This is a genomic window from Chryseobacterium proteolyticum, assembly GCF_046591535.1.
GTDB lineage: Bacteria > Bacteroidota > Bacteroidia > Flavobacteriales > Weeksellaceae > Chryseobacterium > Chryseobacterium proteolyticum.
This window is the reverse complement of the sequence record NZ_JBJLWK010000003.1, coordinates 523,390-539,026: the sequence shown is the minus strand read 5'-3', so window position 1 is coordinate 539,026 and position 15,637 is coordinate 523,390. Positions and strand designations below refer to the sequence as shown.

Genomic DNA, 15,637 nt, shown 5'->3' with positions numbered 1-15,637 from the left:
TTAGAAGTTAGCTTTTAATGATAATCCTATAGATCTGGTGATTGGCAAACCAAATGAATCTACTCCTACTCCACCTGGTGTATTTCCTGATACCTGTTCAGGATCAAACGGCGCTTTTTTATAGAAGAAAAACAGGTTAGTTCCTACCAGACTTAATGTTGCGCTTTTCATATATTTTGAATTCACGTCAAAGGTATATGAGATCGATGCCTGACGTAAACGCACCGTGGTAGCACTATACATATAGGCTTCGTCAATCCCTGTATTATTTTCAATTCCTCCCACAGCTTTATAATAAGCTTTTGCATCAGTTTTGCCATTATAAGCCTGTCCTGCATTAGGCGTTCCCGGTGCATACACAGAATTTGGGATAGATACCCCACCAGCATCACGAGCATCCGCAGAAGCTTTGCTTACACCATATACATCATTTGCTTTCTCAGTAAGTGATAGTACCTGTCCTCCGAATTTTCCATCAACAAGGAAGGAAATACCTAACTTACCAATATTAAAGCTGTTATTGAAACCTAAAATAAATTTAGGATTCGGATTTCCTAAGTATCCAAGGCTCCCTGTAGTCGCCAATGGAATACCATCTTTATCTACCAAAATACGTCCCTGCGCATCTCTTTGGTATTTAATTCCATAAATATCACCAAACGATCCACCTAATTTCATTTTTGTATAATTTCCACCACCTGTTAATGAAAACAGTTGATCTTGCGGAATATTCAGGCTTGAAGGAAACAATTCAACGATCTTGTTTCTGTTCACGGACCCATTCAATGTTGTGGTCCAGTCAAATTTTCCTGTATTGAAAACCTTATAAGACAATGAAGATTCAAAACCTGTATTTTGTATTTTTCCAGCATTAATGTAATATGAACCGGTAGGAATACCCCCTAAATTGGAAGAAATCAGTGTTTCTAGTAATTGATTCGTCGCATTAGAGTCGTAATACGTGAAATCAAAATTAAGTCTGTTTCTTAGTAATCTTAATTCAGTACCCGCCTCAAATGTTTTATTCAATTCAGGTTTTGGAAACAAATCCTTATAACGTGGATCTGTAACAAAAGAACTCTTAGGATATACAATTGTTCCCGCATCTACCCCAAAAGAATAACCTTTGTTATATTCTAACATTGCATTCGATATATTTGGCGGTAACCCAAGCCCAACTGTCGCATAAGAAGCTCTTATTTTCCAGAAATTAATAACCTCAGGAAGCTTAAAGACTGAGGATAATATGGCATTGGCTCCTATGGACTCGTAATCAAATCCTTTTCTGCCCGTTAAGGCCAGAGTAGAATCCCAGTCATTTCTAAATGTCATATCAACATATAACATATTTTTGTACCCAACGGAAGCGCTGGCAAAAACAGATTGCACTTGTTTTTTGAGATTGTAATAAATATAATGATATCCATCACCAGGTGCTCTGTTTCCTGGCCACAAAAGGTTATTTAATGAAAATAAGTTGGGGGTTACCAAATAGGAATTATCGATTTGAGTAACTTTATTTCTCGAGGTATTAATACTTCCTCCTACTGTAAAGTCTAAAGAAAAATCCTCACTCAACTTAGGACTACCCACCAACAAAACATCTCCATAAGTAGAAGAATTTTCATATGTATTTCTAAGAAGCCTTCCATTAGTACCATTGGCTAACAAAGCAGGATCTGAATACGCTGAAATTCCTCTTTGGCTATCTGAAATACTCCAACTATAGTTCCCTCGAACTCTTGCTGTTAACCATGGGTTGATCTGGTAAGATAAAGCAACGGCACTGTAGGTATTTTTGTTATTTACTGTAACCTTATCCCTGTTCAATATCCAATATGGATTCTGTGTAGCCGGATTTCCTTTAAAGGATCCGTCAGGTTTTACCTCCCACCAGTTTTGTGCCGGCAGTAATCTGTTTTTATCAATATAAGAATAGTTATCTGGGCCATATTGATCAAAATCTACTCCTCTTGGTAGCCAATACAAACTCGTTAAAGGAGAGAAAGATACCCCTGGAGATTGTCTGTTTATACTATTCTGTAAAGAGCCTATAAAGTTAGCATCTAATGTTAGTTTATCATCGAGAAATTTACTCGAGTTTCTGAAAGAAACATTATATTGATCAAAATAGGAAAGGGGAACGACTCCTTTATTAGTTGTATTTCCTATCGAAAAATAATTGGTTGATTTCTCATTTCCAGATTGAAAAGAAAGGCTATTCACCCATGTTGTTCCATTTTGTAGAAAATCTTTTAAATAATCCTTTGAAGACCCTTTTGCTCCCCAACTCTGCACAGAAGCCCCCGGAGCATCACCTGATACAGACGGATCATAAGACAAATAACTGTGCTGTAACTTAGGAAGACTATATGCTCTTTCTACACTGAAACTAGAGCTATAACTGATCGAGCTTCTACCTACTTTCCCTTTTTTTGTCGTAATAAGTATTGCTCCATTACCTCCCGCAGAACCATATAGAGCTGAAGCTGAAGCTCCTTTAAGGAAGTTGATGCTTTCAATATCATCCGGATTGATGGAGCTTAATACATCTCCTGCATCCGGCATGCTCGAGTACTGGCTGATTTCAGGAGCTTTCCCTGCATCATTGATAATAGGAATTCCATCAATTACATACAATGGCTGACTATTAGAAACAGATTTGTTTCCCCTCATTACTACTCTTACGGAACTCCCTACACCATTGGTTCTATTGATCTGCACATTGGAAACTTTCCCATTGATTGAGTTTAAAAGGTTGGGAGTCTTTACCGCCGTCAGTTCATCTCCTCCAATCTGTTGGCTGGAGTAAGTTAAAGAACGGGCTTGTTTTTTGATCCCCAAAGACGTCACAACAACCTCTTCGATGTCGGCTGTTTTAGTTGAATCGGCAGGCTTTTTTACTTGTGCATATCCAAACACAGAAAAAGCTAATAAAACCGGTACGGCAGTTTTTCTCATAGGTAGATTAAATAGTGTTTAATTTAGAATCAATACTTTACAGCTTGTTTTTATTTATAAAGCAAGCCCACTTTATTTTGCTTAACATTTATGTATCATAAATAGTAAACAATTAAAGTTTCGTTAAAATTTAATTCATATTGACAAATCTAATTTTTGTGCACAATCAGATATAATACTATTTTGTCATAAAACGATATTATTTTTTCTACACTTTTCTTCTTAGCCTTTTTTTGACCTGAAATACAATACATTACAACATTTTAGAGAATTTATAAAATCATGTTTTTTTCCTATTTTTTATAGCCAAAATGTGATATATGCATAATTTTTTTTCGTGATTTCTGTCATTTTATGACCATAAAAAGAAAATCCAAACCCCAAAATCCGGGCCCGGGAATATAAAATGCTCTTAAAATAAAAATATCATTCTATTTTCTTTACTCCCTTGAACTGTTCTCTGAATTCTGTAGGTGTTGTTTTTTTGAGCGATTTAAAGACCTTATTAAAATTGGCAATATTATTGAAACCTGCTTCAAATGCAATTTCAGATATGGTAAGATTCTTTTCCATCAGCCACCGTGCGGCATAACTGATCCTGATCTCATTAAGGTAATTCACAAAAGTTTTGCCCGTCCTTTTTTTAATGAACCTGTTGAACGTAACATTGCTCATATTGACCAGAGAAGCAGCGCCTTCAAGAGTAAGTTTATTTTCAAAATTCTTATGCACAAAATCATGGATGATCTTCATTTTATCACTATCCACAAATGTTTCCAGCTCAATACTGTAAGAGGATAATAATGTTTTGTTTTCAGCTGTTGCCAGTTCATTCAGGATTTTCATGATCTCAATAAAAGATTCAAAACTATTCATCTTCGAAAGATTAAGAAAAGACTCTTTCAGCTTTTCAGCCGTCTCCTTCGAAAACAGGATGCCTCTTATAGACTCTTTGATAAGATTGCTGATCGGTTTGAGAATATTCTTCTGCATCAGGGATTGGTTGAAAAAATCCTGATTAAATTGTACTACAATTTCATATGTTTTTTTGTTCTTACATCGGTAATTTGCCCAACAGTGAGGAAGATTAGGGCCAACCAGCACCAATTCAATATCTCCGATCTCTCCGGTATGGTCCCCTACCATCCGACGGTATCCCTTCCCTTTGTAGATAAAGTTGATTTCAATTTCCGGGTGGTAATGATACGGGAAATCAAATGAGGTTTTTATCCGGTCAAATACAAGAAAACTGTCCTCGGGAGATAACGGAGTTATTTCTCTCAAAATATTTTCTAATCCGCTCATGTGTTTACAATAGTTAAATTACTGAATTATGGGCATTTATAATAGAAATGTAAGATAAGGAACCTTACATCCGGTTGTTTTTATAATTTGATTGACTAAAGTACACTTATTTTAGTAAAAGATAATGACTGACACTTCTTAACTTGTTTTGATCCATCTCTAATAAGAAAAATAAAGCCGGATCCAATAATTAGAAGCGGCCATATCACTAGGTAAACTAATTATTACCTCATCTTTCCACGTTTACTGGTTTAGCTGATTGATGCTGGTAATCATTTCACTATAAATTTTATAGTCCTGTTTTTTATCAAAATTGAATCCATAAGCACCATATCCTCCCGCCTTAGCTTGGTATTTCGTAGAAGTGTAATACTTTTTTAGCCTCAAAGGTCCCTGGCTATCATTACTATAAGAATAAGAAGATTCAAAGTCAGCAGAAATCAACAGGATATTCTTCTTTGGAAAACCGGATTGTATGTAACCATCGATTTTATTATCACCGGATGCTTCACTTCCCCAATAATCCTGGATATAAATAAGATCGATCTTTGAAAGGGTTGCACTAGACACCCCTAATTCTGATAATCCTACATTCGTATCAATGATGAGTAGCTTTCCTGAGTTTGATCCCGGTCCAAAATATTTAGCAAAGGCCTTAATATAAAGTTCCCAATCTCCGGCATTAAAACCGGCATCCGTATAGCCTGGCTCCAGATCCAGATCAACCCCATCAATCCCCCATTTCGTCAAAGAATCTGAGACCTTTTTTGCGTAAGCATCATAATCTTCAGGCGTGTTTTTAAATTTTACGGTTTTCCGTTCATCCTTATAATTTTCGAAGATTTCATTTGCGAACTGGGTCTGAATAACAACAGTTCCTCTTTTCTTAAGGAATTGTACGTCACTGATGATCTCTGTTAATGTTTTTGCATCCTCTCCTGTAGCTCCGGGAATCCTATCTCCTCTCTTTAAATTACTTAAGCCCAAAAAACGATGAAAAAGGTTGACAATATCCACACCATCCGGAATATCCCTCAAGTTGTAGTAATCAGGTATCACTCCTCCTCTCGTCAATCCATTAAAATATCCTGTTACCTTAAATTTTTTACTGTTGATAATTTCAATCGGAGTTTTTTCCTTTGGAATTGTTCCTTCATCATCCTGGCAGGATATGAAACCGAAGCACATAAAAATTAAAATCATATGTACGTAAGCAAGCCCCTTTTGTTTTCTCATCTTAATATTTTTTGCGGTTTTTTCTATATAAACAGGTCAGATCTCTTTTTCTTAAATATCATTCATTATAAACAAGAGATAATTAAAATTTATTTAAGATTTAATTCATATTAACAAATCTAAATTTTGAAGAGTGATCGGGATAATACTATTTTATCATTAAGCAATACTATTTTACAACCATAAAAACCTCTATAAAACAACAGGTTACAAATCCCGATCATATCACAGTTTTTTTACTGACAAAGAGAGGCAAAAGTGATTTTTATTGTAATCAAAGATCTGTTTCAGGGATTTAATACATCTGCACCCAGCTTTTTTGTATCTTTATTCTTAAAGTATACTAATGCTGCGACAAAGTTTTATTTTTGAAGACTCCTATAAAAAATTTGGATTCGATGTTTTTTCTGAAGAAAATCTTGGCATTTTAAAGGAAAGTAAATTGACTTCCGAGATCAAAATCTTCTTTATTCCTCCGGGATATGAATTGAGTGTGGATTTTAACCATTACAAAACTACAGTTCCTACCCTGTTTTTTTTTAACCAATCAATATTTGGATATAAAGAAGGGAAATGCTGATGAATCCATATTATTACATTACAACAGAGATTTCTATTGTATTCAGATTCATGATAAGGAAGTGGCCTGTGACGGGATCCTTTTCCATAATATATTTGAAATTCCAAAGGTAGAGCTGAATCCAGAGGAGGCTGTAATTATCAGAAATTTGTTAAAAAATATAAAGGATGAACTTGAATGGAAGCAATCCTCTAACGAAGAAATGATAAGGACCTATTTGAAACAGATTATCATTCATTCTACCAGAAAGTGGAAAAAACAAAACCTGGAAACGGAAAGGGTAAGCATCCCGAATAATGATCTCGATGTATTCAGGGATTTCAGCAGAAACCTTGAAATTCATTTCAGACAAAAACACAATGTGGCCGACTATGCCGAGTTATTGCATATTGCGCCGAAAACATTGACCCACAAGTTTAAAAACCTAAACCTGGAATCTCCCAATCAACTCATTATCAACAGAATTTTGCTGGAGGCAAAAAGACTATTGTTCTATACGGATAAACCGGTAAAAGAAATAGCTTATGATCTTGGCTATGAGGACCCCGCGTACTTTAACAGATTATTCACCAATAAGGTAGGCAGCACACCGGCTCATTTTAAGAAAAATTACTCTTCGGGAAAAAAGTACAATACTTAAGCCTTTTTATCTATTGAAACCAACCTTGATGTGACATACCTTTGTCATATCAAAAAACAATTAAATATTAACTAAAAAACAAAACATTATGAAACGTAACGCAACAGCCGTTTGGAATGGCAACATCAAAGAAGGAAACGGACACCTAACAACGCAAAGCACCACATTAAATGAAACTCAGTATTCTTTCAACAGCAGATTTGCCGATGGTGTAGGAACAAATCCTGAGGAATTATTGGCGGCTGCTCATGCAGGATGCTTTACCATGAAATTAAGCGCTGAATTATCACAGGCCGGATTTACCCCTGAGGAACTTAAAACAACCTCTGTTATTACTCTTGATCCAAGTATTGGAAAAATTACTAAATCTGAATTGACTTTAACCGCAAAAGTTCCAGGACTTTCAGAAGAAGACTTTCAAAAATATGCTAAAATTGCTGAAGAAGGATGCCCGGTAAGTGCCGCTTTCAATTTTGAAATTACACTCAACGCAACTTTAGCATAATCAACCTACTATTATAACCAATTACCAACCTTAAAAACCCAAAATTATGTCACACAATGTTCAACCCGCAGAAAATGATCCCCATATTTTAAAAGATATCCGCGTTTTTCTTAAGGATCTTAACAGTGGAGGCGGAAAACCAATTGAAGAAATGTCTCCTGAAGATGCAAGACAGGTTCTTGTAGGAGCACAAGCCTCTGTAAACTTTGATTATTCAGATATTGAAGAATTTGAAAAAAAGATTACCCAGGACGGAATTTCATTAAATATTCATATTGTAAAACCCAAAGGAGCAAACGATAACCTTCCTGTATTTATGTTTTTCCATGGAGGGGGATGGGTATTAGGAGATTTCCCTACTCATAAAAGATTAGTACGAGATTTGGTTGTAAAAAGTGGAGCCGTCGCTGTATTCCCTGATTACACTCCATCTCCGGAAGCTCAGTATCCAACTGCTATTAATCAGGCCTATGCAGCTACAAAATGGGTTTCCGAAAATGGCAAAGAAATCGGAGTGGATGGCTCTAAGCTGGCTGTTGCAGGAAACAGCGTAGGTGGAAATATGGCTGCTGTAGTTGCTCTGATGGCAAAGGATAAAAATGGTCCGGAACTTCACTACCAGGTTTTATTGTGGCCGGTTACTGACTCAGATTTTACAAGAGAATCTTATGAAAAGTATGCGCAGGAAAGATTCTTAACAACTCCGTTAATGAAATGGATGTGGGACAATTATACTACAGATCTTGAAAAAAGAAAAGAAAAATATGCTTCTCCAAATAAGGCATCTCTTGAAGAGTTAAAAGGATTACCTCCTGCATTGATCCAGATAGCTGAGAATGATATTCTTCATGACGAAGGGGTAGCGTATGGAAGAAAGCTTGATGAAGCCGGTGTTCCTACTACACTTGCAGTGTATAAAGGTTTTATCCATGATTATGGATTATTAAATCCTATAGCTCATATTCCGGCAATTCAGGAATCTCTTGCCCAGGCAGCTTCCACAATAAAAGAAGCTCTCTTTAAATAAAATATCTTAAGTCTGGACTAATATTCAAGTTCAGACTTAGTTTTTATTCTAAATATACCATTTGGTATATTTTCGTATATTTGCATATAATTTCATGATTATGTCAAAAGCAGAAAAGACCAAACAGTTCATTATTGAGACTACTGCTCCCTTATTTAATAAGAAAGGCTATCTCTCAACGACGCTTTCGGACATTACGGAAGCAACAGGACTAACAAAGGGCAGTATTTACGGAAATTTTGAAAACAAAGATGAAGTAGCTCTTGAAGCTTACAAGTATAACTCAACTTTTCTGAGTAGAAGCATGTCCAGATCACTAGGAGAAGACTTTCCTCTGGCTGTGGATAAATTAAAAGCTATTGTCAATTTTTACCGTAAAAGCTGGAAGGATGTTTTCGTTAATGGAGGATGCCCGCTGATGAATGCCGCTACAGAGTCTGATGACGCTTTTCCTATCCTGAAAAATCAGGTTACTCTATCTTTTCAGGCCTGGATCAAAAAAATTTCAGCAGCTATTCAGGAAGGTCAGCAAAGCGGAGAATTAAATGAAAAAGTAAATGCAGATGAAATGGCCTCATTATTCATTATGCTTATTGAAGGCGGTATACTTCTTTCCAAAACAACAGGTCATGAAACCTATCTGAACCTTGCTTTAGACAGGATCCTTTTAATCATAGACCAGGAACTTAATATTATTCCATCATAAATTTTTATCATATGGAAACAAAAAAAAGTGGCCATCGTAGGATACAACAGAATTCCTTTTGCCAGAATGAACACTGCTTATGCAGATAAAGGGAATCAGGATTTGCTGCTTTCTGCTTTAAATGGACTGATTGACCGTTATCAGCTCACAGGAAAACTACTTGGTGAAGTTGCAGGCGGAGCAGTTATTAAGCACATATCGGAAAGTAACCTCATCAGAGAAACAGTAATGAATACATCTCTGGATCCGGCAACTCCGGCATGTGATCTTCAGCAAGCATGTGATACAGGAATCGAAGCAGCTATATATATTGGGAATAAAATCGCCCTTGGACAAATAGAAAGCGGTATCGCCTGCGGAGTAGAAGCTATGAGCAATATCCCCTTCGAATCGTCCCCCAAATTGAGAAAGGCTCTTTTAAAAGCAAATAAAGAAAAATCAGCTTTTGGAAAGCTGAAACATCTCTTAAGCCCGTCATTGAAAGACTGGATGCCTATTCCATACAAGGGACAGGAACCTAAAACAGGATTGGTAATGGGTGAACATACTGAAATTACCGCAAAATATTATCAGATATCACGTGAAGATCAGGATCAGCTGGCTTTCAAAAGTCACCAAAATATGGCTAAGGCTTACGAGGAAGGATTTTTCAATGATATGATCACACCCGCATTTGGTTTAGAGAAGGATAATAATTTACGCCTTGATACCAGCCTTGAAAAACTGGCTCAGTTAAAACCCGCATTTGATAAACAAAACGGAACACTCACTGCAGGAAATTCTACTCCATTTACAGATGGGGCCTCTGCTGTCTTATTGGCCAGTGAGGAATGGGCTAAGGCCAACAATCTTCCCATCCTGGCCTATATTACCTTTTCCGAAATAGCAGGAATAGAATATGTGGAAAACAGACAAAATTTACTTCTTGCACCGGTTTTTGCCGCAGACAGAATGTTGAAAAAAGCAGGAATGAACCTTGAAGATTTTGATTATTACGAAATCCACGAAGCTTTTGCAGCACAAGTTTTGGCAACAATTAAGATCTGGGAGAATGATGACCTCGCCAAAAAGTTCAGATTAGAAAAAGCTTTGGGAAAAATAGACAGAAATAAGCTGAATGTAAAAGGCGGAAGCCTGGCAGCTGCCCACCCGTTTGCCGCAACCGGAGGCAGAATTATCGCTACACTGGCTAAGCTTTTAAACCAAAAAGGAAGCGGGAAAGGTTTTATTTCTATTTGTGCAGCAAGAGGGCAAGGTGTCACCATGATTATAGAAAAGTAAAAGTATTATATGGATCGATTAGAACAATTAAGACAATTTATTGGAAAAGAATTTGATCAGTCCCCTTCTCCATTTATGAAATGGCTGAATCCTATTGTAATTTCTGTAGAGGAAGGAAATCTGGAGTTTCAATATACCATTCGCCCGGAATGGCTGAATCCAATCGGTAATCTTCATGGCGGAGTAACCGCGGCTATTGTGGATGACATCATCGGTGCTACGATGTTTTCCTTAAATGAAAATTCTTTCATTACAACCATAAATAATGTCATCGATTATTTTTCAACTGCGAAAGAAAATGATAATATTGTAGCCGAAACTAAAATCATTAAAAGGGGGAAGCAATTTGTAAATGCCCAATGCGAGATATGGAACGCAGATAAAACAAGACTCATTGCTAGAGGAACCTCCAATTTATTTAAAATCAGTAACTAAGTATGAAAAGAGTTGTCATTACAGGACTGGGTGCAGTTACACCCTTGGGAAACAATGTCGCAGATTTCTGGCAAAACAGTATTAATGGAGTAAGCGGAACGGCTTTAATCAAGCATTTTAATGCTGAAAAATTTAAAGTTCATTTTGCATGTGAGGTAAAAGATTTCGACCCTAAAAAATATTTGAACCATAATGAAATAAAAAGAAGTGATCTCTTCACTCAGTATGCAATGTACGCCTCTGCTGAAGCAATTGAAGATTCAGGATTGGATTTCGAAGCGATGGATCCATTCGATACAGGTGTTATCTGGGGAACAGGACAGGGAGGCATGCTAACCTTCGAAAATGAAGTCGCAGAATATTATGGTGGTGAGGGCATACCGCGTTTCAATCCGTTCTTCGTTCCAAAATTCATTGCCAACATGGCTTCAGGAATGATTTCTATGAAATACGGACTGCAGGGAATCAACTATACGACAGTTTCCGCGTGTGCCACCGGAAATACAGCTTTAATGGATGCTTTTAATTATATCCGTTTGGGTAAAGCAAAAGTAATCATCAGCGGAGGTTCAGAGGCTGGTATTACTCCAGCTTCCGTGGGCGGATTCTCCGGCATGAAAGCAATGTCTACGCGAAACGACGATTTTGCTACAGCAAGCCGTCCTTATGATGTAGACAGAGATGGTTTTGTAATCGGTGAAGGAGCAGGATCATTGGTCCTTGAAGAATATGAACATGCCAAAAGCAGAGGAGCAAAAATCTATGCCGAACTGGTAGGTGCTGCCATGACAGCAGATGCTTATCACATGACCGCTCCGCATCCTGAAGGAGCAGGTGCTATAAAAGCTATGCAGCTGTCTCTTAACGAAGCCGGAATTAATGCAGAAGATATCGATTATATCAATCCCCACGCCACCTCAACGCCTTTAGGAGATCTTATTGAATTAAAAGCGATCAACAGCCTTTTCAAAGGAAGTAAAAAACTTGATATAAGTGGTACAAAATCAATGACAGGACACTTATTAGGGGCAGCGGGTGCTGCGGAAGCCATACTTTCAATTAAAGCAATTGAGAACGGAATCATTCCTCCAACCATTAATCTTCACGAGATAGATCCTGCCATCCCTAAAGATGTCAATATCGTATTTAATGAGGCTAAAGAAAAAGATATTACGTATGCTTTAAGCAATGCTTTCGGATTCGGTGGACACAATGCGACCTTGATTTTCAAGAAATTTAGCTAAGGAATTAGTTTAATAAAAATAAAAAAGCAGTCAAAATTGACTGCTTTCTATTTTATTCTGATTCAGGAATAAAAAAATCATCTCCCCCCTCTTCAATTGGAATATAAAGTCTTTCCCATTTTTCTCCTTCCACTATTTCCCAACTATGTCCAACTCCATCAGTATCCTCTGCTATAAGAATTATTCCCGGTTCAATTAGAAATGTAGAACCATCGCTAACTTTAAATAAAATATTTCCTTTTAATGTGATCACATACTGTCTCCGTGGAGCCGGATGCGTATGTTTTTCCCATTCTTCTGTTATCGTACTAATCCAAAAAGTCCTGGTATTCATGGGCTTCAAAGTGGGTATTTTACCTTTCTCAAACCTGCTTGTCTGATCCGGATTACTCGATAACCTGAAAGCAGGAATATACTCACCTGTAGATTTCATACGACCTTTTAGTTTATGTTCAAATCGTCTTTATGCTTATTGATAACAATTCTTATTAGGACTTTAACCATTCTGAAGAAGAAAGATAATTTTGATCCGGATAATAAATAAACAGACAATTTCTTCCTTTTATGGTATTAATAATTGGAGCCGTAAGGTCTTTCGGAATGGCAGGACATCCCCAGCTTCTCCCGATTCTTTTATGCATTGCTGCAAATTCCTCACTTACATAATTTGCTCCGTGCATTACAATCGCTCTTCTGTAAGCCGCATCATTAAATCCTTTATCCATCCCAAGCAACCTTAGAGAATATCCGTTATCTCCGTTATAGGTAGCATCGGTAATATAGAATCCCATACTGCTTTGAAGCGAGCTTTCATTATTTGAAAAATTGGTTGCAAACTCCTCTCCTGTATTTTTACCATGGGCAACCAAAGAATTAAACAAAACTTTCTTTTCCTGTGTATCAATTACCCATAGCCTGTTGGTATTGGAGGACATCGAAAAATCGCAGACTGTCAGTAAGTGTGAATCCTGGCTCAGTAATCCTGCTTTTTTTAAATTTTCAAATCCTGTTAAGGCTTTAAAGAACACCTCTTCATTAAGTTCATGTCCTGGTGCGAATGCAATTGATTTATATAATTCTTCTGACGAAGATACCGCATTGGTTATCTTCTCAGATTTCGTGTCAGCTACTCTTTCAATTTTTTCTGTGCCAATGGTTTCACTTCTTAAATTCGTTTTCTCCGGAGAAATGTAAAATGAAGTTGTAACCATGTACGCAAAGCCCAAGAGGCTATATAATCCTTTCATTCAATAACTATGTAAAATATAAATTAGTGGGGCAAAATTATAAAAACATAATTACGCGACAGGAAAAACAAACCGAAGTTTAACGCTATTTAAGAAACTTTAACTTCCTGATTCTGTGAATTAAAGCCGTTATTTCAACGCATTTCGGGTCAATTCCTGTCGCATTGATTTTATGCGATACTGCGATTTTACGGGTTTTGCTATAACATGAAAAAATACTTCGCAAGGAATTCCTTCATATAAATCTTCAATAATTTAATATTCTGCAATAGGCATCTTTATATTAAGAAAATTCTTACTTATTGTAGATTCATTGAAAATAGTAAGATCAGATAGAACTATTCATCGAAAATCTAGTTTTTAGAATCCGGGACAAATTCCAGACTTACAGAATTCATACAATAACGTAGTCCTGTTGGTTTGGGACCATCATCAAAAACATGCCCCAAATGCGAATCACAACGTTTACAAAGCACCTCTACTCTTTCCATTCCATAAGTTGTATCTCTTTTATAATAAACTCCTTCTTTATCTGCTTCAAAAAAGCTGGGCCATCCGCAACTGCTTGCAAACTTTGAGGTAGAGCGAAATAAACGGTTTCCGCAAACGGCACAATAATATTCACCTGTTTCATCGAACTCATTATATTTTCCCGTGAAAGCTCTTTCAGTAGCAGCTTCTCTTGATACGGCGTACAAATCGGGAGCCAGGATTTTCTTCCATTCTTCATTGGGAACTTCCAGTTTTGTGGTATCTGTTCTTGAATAGTATGGATTGTTTTTTGCTTCGTTTTCCATAGATGTAATTTTGATGGGTTATGATTCTGCGAATATGATTGCAGAAAAACAATTAGTATTAATGAAATTAAAAATTTCATAACCAAATTTACTAAATTTGATCATATGAATGATGAAGCCAAAAGAAAACAACTAAGAAAATACAAAGCATTTGCGACAGGATTATTTGTACTGATGGCAATTATTTTTGTCATTACAACAGTCCTTCAAAAGACAAATCCTTCACATTGGATAGGATACGTCCGCGCATTCTCCGAGGCTGCAATGGTGGGAGCCCTAGCCGATTGGTTTGCCGTAACCGCTTTATTCCGACATCCACTGGGGCTTCCTATCCCACATACCAACCTGATTGAAAACAGCAAAGAAAGACTAGGAGATAATCTCGGAAGTTTTGTAGTGACCAATTTTCTTTCACCACAGAACATACGCCCTTACATTCAGAAACTTAAAATATCCAATTTCGTAGGCGAATGGCTTACCAAAGAAAAAAACCAGGAAATTTTAATTAAAAATCTATCAGATATTGTTCTGGATATCCTCAATAAGCTTGACGATTCAGTGGTCAGTGATTTTATTACCAAAAAAGTCTCCGAAATGTCCAATGGGATAAAACTTAATGTGATTATTGGAAACGGAATTAACTATTTGCTGGATAAAAATGACCATCAGCGGATTATAACCAATCTATCAAAGCAAATCAAAGAATACATCATAGAAAATGATGAGATGATCGAGGAGCGTGTAAAAAAAGGAAGTTATTCTTTTATCCCGTCATTTGTTGACAATAAAATTGCAGAAAAAATTGCCAATGGATTATCCGATTTCTTTAAAGAAGTGGAGGAAGATCCTCAACATGAAATCAGATCATTAATCTCAAAGAAGATCTATGAATTTTCATCGGATCTGAAAGAAGACCCTAAATGGGAAGGTGAGTTTAAGAACATTAAAAATGAGATCCTTAAAAACGATAAACTCAGCCAGTATTCGAATGACATCTGGTCTTCCATTAAAAACACTTTAACAAAAGAACTTCAGGAAGATCACTCCTCTTTAAAAAATTATATCTCTAAAAATTTAAATGAGTTTTCAGAGAACTTAAAAACTGACGAAAAACTTCAAAATAAAATAGATCACTGGCTACGCGTTACTGCCTATAAATATATTCTGAGAAACACTCACCAATTTGGAAACCTCATCAGCTCCACTGTCGGAAACTGGAAAGGCAAAGAACTAAGTGAGAAAATGGAGCTTGAGGTGGGTAAAGACCTACAGTTTATCCGTGTAAATGGTACATTAGTCGGTGGATTGGTTGGATTGATCATTTATACAATTGCTCATTTCTTTATTTAATACAACTAAAAACTAACCATAAAACTCGCATGAAAAAACTATTTTTATTACTCCTGTGTTCCATAGGCTTCTACTCCCTCGCTCAAAAAATAGAACTCAAAGTAGTTACTGATTCTTCCCAGATCTTCAAAGGGGAAGTTGCAGGAATTCCTGTTACCATGCAATTGCATTATAGGGGTATCGTGGATTGCAGCCAATATCAGCACTTTGTAGACGGCTGGTATTTCTACGATAAATATCAGAAAAAAAATTCAGCTCACCGGCATCTACGATTATGGAAACCTCTACCTCTATAATTTTGGAAATAAACAAAAACAGAGTTC

General features: G+C 36.6%; 16 protein-coding genes. 10 read left to right on the top strand and 6 right to left on the bottom strand.

The window, feature by feature from the left end; translation table 11 throughout:
* The 3 genes from ACJ5H0_RS13515 to ACJ5H0_RS13505 form a co-directional block, all read right to left on the bottom strand.
* The gene (locus tag ACJ5H0_RS13515) at positions 1-2,961 is read right to left on the bottom strand and encodes a SusC/RagA family TonB-linked outer membrane protein (RefSeq protein WP_306613385.1); all 2,961 of its coding nucleotides are present in this window, start codon (positions 2,959-2,961) and stop codon (positions 1-3) included.
* Positions 2,962-3,387: 426 nt separating this feature from the next.
* Positions 3,388-4,266: an AraC family transcriptional regulator gene (locus tag ACJ5H0_RS13510; protein WP_172282133.1), complete on the bottom strand. Its 879-nt coding sequence runs from the start codon at positions 4,264-4,266 to the stop codon at positions 3,388-3,390.
* A gap of 243 nt (positions 4,267-4,509) precedes the next feature.
* Positions 4,510-5,502 carry an EndoS/ChiA family endoglycosidase gene (locus tag ACJ5H0_RS13505; RefSeq protein WP_411249914.1) on the bottom strand — a complete coding sequence of 331 codons (993 nt, stop codon included), beginning with the start codon at positions 5,500-5,502 and terminating at the stop codon, positions 4,510-4,512.
* A gap of 346 nt (positions 5,503-5,848) precedes the next feature.
* Between ACJ5H0_RS13505 and ACJ5H0_RS13500 the strand changes: the two genes are divergently transcribed.
* From ACJ5H0_RS13500 to fabF, 8 genes are all read left to right on the top strand, one after another.
* A complete protein-coding gene (locus tag ACJ5H0_RS13500) occupies positions 5,849-6,082 on the top strand; it encodes a hypothetical protein (protein WP_411249913.1) in 234 nt (77 codons plus the stop codon).
* Positions 6,057-6,722, top strand: coding sequence for a helix-turn-helix domain-containing protein (locus ACJ5H0_RS13495; protein WP_411249912.1), 666 nt, complete (start codon positions 6,057-6,059; stop codon positions 6,720-6,722). Before ACJ5H0_RS13500 ends, ACJ5H0_RS13495 begins: the two co-directional genes overlap by 26 nt.
* Before the next feature lie 88 nt (positions 6,723-6,810).
* Positions 6,811-7,227: an OsmC family protein gene (locus tag ACJ5H0_RS13490; protein WP_172282127.1), complete on the top strand. Its 417-nt coding sequence runs from the start codon at positions 6,811-6,813 to the stop codon at positions 7,225-7,227.
* A 46-nt stretch (positions 7,228-7,273) separates the two neighbouring features.
* Positions 7,274-8,254 (top strand): alpha/beta hydrolase, encoded by a 981-nt coding sequence (locus tag ACJ5H0_RS13485; protein WP_411249911.1) that lies wholly within the window; start codon positions 7,274-7,276, stop codon positions 8,252-8,254.
* 100 nt (positions 8,255-8,354) lie between these two features.
* Positions 8,355-8,960 (top strand): TetR/AcrR family transcriptional regulator, encoded by a 606-nt coding sequence (locus ACJ5H0_RS13480; protein ID WP_411249910.1) that lies wholly within the window; start codon positions 8,355-8,357, stop codon positions 8,958-8,960.
* A 66-nt stretch (positions 8,961-9,026) separates the two neighbouring features.
* Entirely contained in the window at positions 9,027-10,241 is a 1,215-nt protein-coding gene (locus tag ACJ5H0_RS13475; protein ID WP_411250348.1) for an acetyl-CoA C-acetyltransferase, read from the top strand.
* Positions 10,242-10,250: 9 nt separating this feature from the next.
* Positions 10,251-10,676 carry a PaaI family thioesterase gene (locus ACJ5H0_RS13470; RefSeq protein ID WP_345990990.1) on the top strand — a complete coding sequence of 142 codons (426 nt, stop codon included), beginning with the start codon at positions 10,251-10,253 and terminating at the stop codon, positions 10,674-10,676.
* A gap of 2 nt (positions 10,677-10,678) precedes the next feature.
* A complete protein-coding gene (gene fabF / locus ACJ5H0_RS13465; protein WP_411249909.1) occupies positions 10,679-11,920 on the top strand; it encodes a beta-ketoacyl-ACP synthase II in 1,242 nt (413 codons plus the stop codon).
* Between the two features lie 52 nt (positions 11,921-11,972).
* Here fabF and ACJ5H0_RS13460 read toward each other — a convergent pair whose 3' ends face one another.
* The 3 genes from ACJ5H0_RS13460 to msrB all read right to left on the bottom strand — a co-directional run bounded on the left by ACJ5H0_RS13460 (position 11,973) and on the right by msrB (position 13,964).
* Complete coding sequence (locus tag ACJ5H0_RS13460) at positions 11,973-12,353, bottom strand: cupin domain-containing protein (RefSeq protein ID WP_172282115.1); 381 nt, start codon at positions 12,351-12,353, stop codon at positions 11,973-11,975.
* A gap of 55 nt (positions 12,354-12,408) precedes the next feature.
* Positions 12,409-13,167, bottom strand: coding sequence for a murein L,D-transpeptidase catalytic domain family protein (locus ACJ5H0_RS13455; RefSeq protein WP_411249908.1), 759 nt, complete (start codon positions 13,165-13,167; stop codon positions 12,409-12,411).
* 353 nt (positions 13,168-13,520) lie between these two features.
* A complete protein-coding gene (gene msrB / locus ACJ5H0_RS13450; RefSeq protein ID WP_411249907.1) occupies positions 13,521-13,964 on the bottom strand; it encodes a peptide-methionine (R)-S-oxide reductase MsrB in 444 nt (147 codons plus the stop codon).
* Positions 13,965-14,069: 105 nt separating this feature from the next.
* Here msrB and ACJ5H0_RS13445 point away from each other — a divergent pair, with 105 nt between their 5' ends.
* Together ACJ5H0_RS13445 and ACJ5H0_RS13440 are read left to right on the top strand one after the other, a co-directional pair.
* Entirely contained in the window at positions 14,070-15,314 is a 1,245-nt protein-coding gene (locus tag ACJ5H0_RS13445) for a DUF445 domain-containing protein (protein ID WP_411249906.1), read from the top strand.
* Positions 15,315-15,343: 29 nt separating this feature from the next.
* On the top strand, positions 15,344-15,610 hold the full coding sequence (locus ACJ5H0_RS13440) for a hypothetical protein (RefSeq protein WP_411249905.1): 267 nt from the start codon (positions 15,344-15,346) through the stop codon (positions 15,608-15,610).
* The last annotated feature ends 27 nt before the right edge of the window (positions 15,611-15,637 follow it).